Origin of the sequence: Pseudoalteromonas sp. DY56-GL79, assembly GCF_041414765.1 — a bacterium.
GTDB lineage: Bacteria > Pseudomonadota > Gammaproteobacteria > Enterobacterales > Alteromonadaceae > Pseudoalteromonas > Pseudoalteromonas piscicida.
This window is the reverse complement of the sequence record NZ_JANHZS010000073.1, coordinates 1-502: the sequence shown is the minus strand read 5'-3', so window position 1 is coordinate 502 and position 502 is coordinate 1. Positions and strand designations below refer to the sequence as shown.

Here is a 502-nt window from a genome sequence, read left to right as displayed (position 1 = left end):
CCCAGGGCGGGATCGCACTTTTAGCTAATTTATGATCAAATAGCGCCAATCCCATTGCTAGGCGCAACCAATGAACCTGATTGAACACCTTACAGTTGTAGAAGAAACTCGCTCTGATATTAACAAAAAGCACGACTTAGTTGATGTCATTTTTCTTGTTATTAGTGCCATCATGGCAGGTGCTGAAGGTTGGCAAGATATCCAGCTCTATGGCGAGTCGAAGGAAGATTGGTTGCGGCAGTATCGGCCATTTAAAAACGGGATCCCAAAGCGGCATACTATCGCTCGGATCCTCAAATCTGTGGTGGCAGAATCACTACTGGAAGCTCTGTTAAACTGGGTTAACGAGCAGCGACAAACCACAGGTAAACCAGTTATTGCACTCGACGGTAAAGTGCTGCGCGGTTCGTATCGCGGCGATAAAAAGACGGCGTTACAACTTGTTACTGCATACGATACAGAGTCAGGGTTGGTACTGTCACAACAGTCCACTGAAACCAAG

Annotated in this window: 1 protein-coding gene; it reads left to right on the top strand. The window is 46.6% G+C overall.

Features of this window, described 5'->3' with window-relative positions; genetic code table 11:
• Nucleotides 1-70 precede the first annotated feature (70 nt).
• A partial coding sequence (locus NO992_RS23390) for an ISAs1 family transposase (protein ID WP_371380823.1) occupies nt 71-502 on the top strand: 432 nt, incomplete at its 3' end.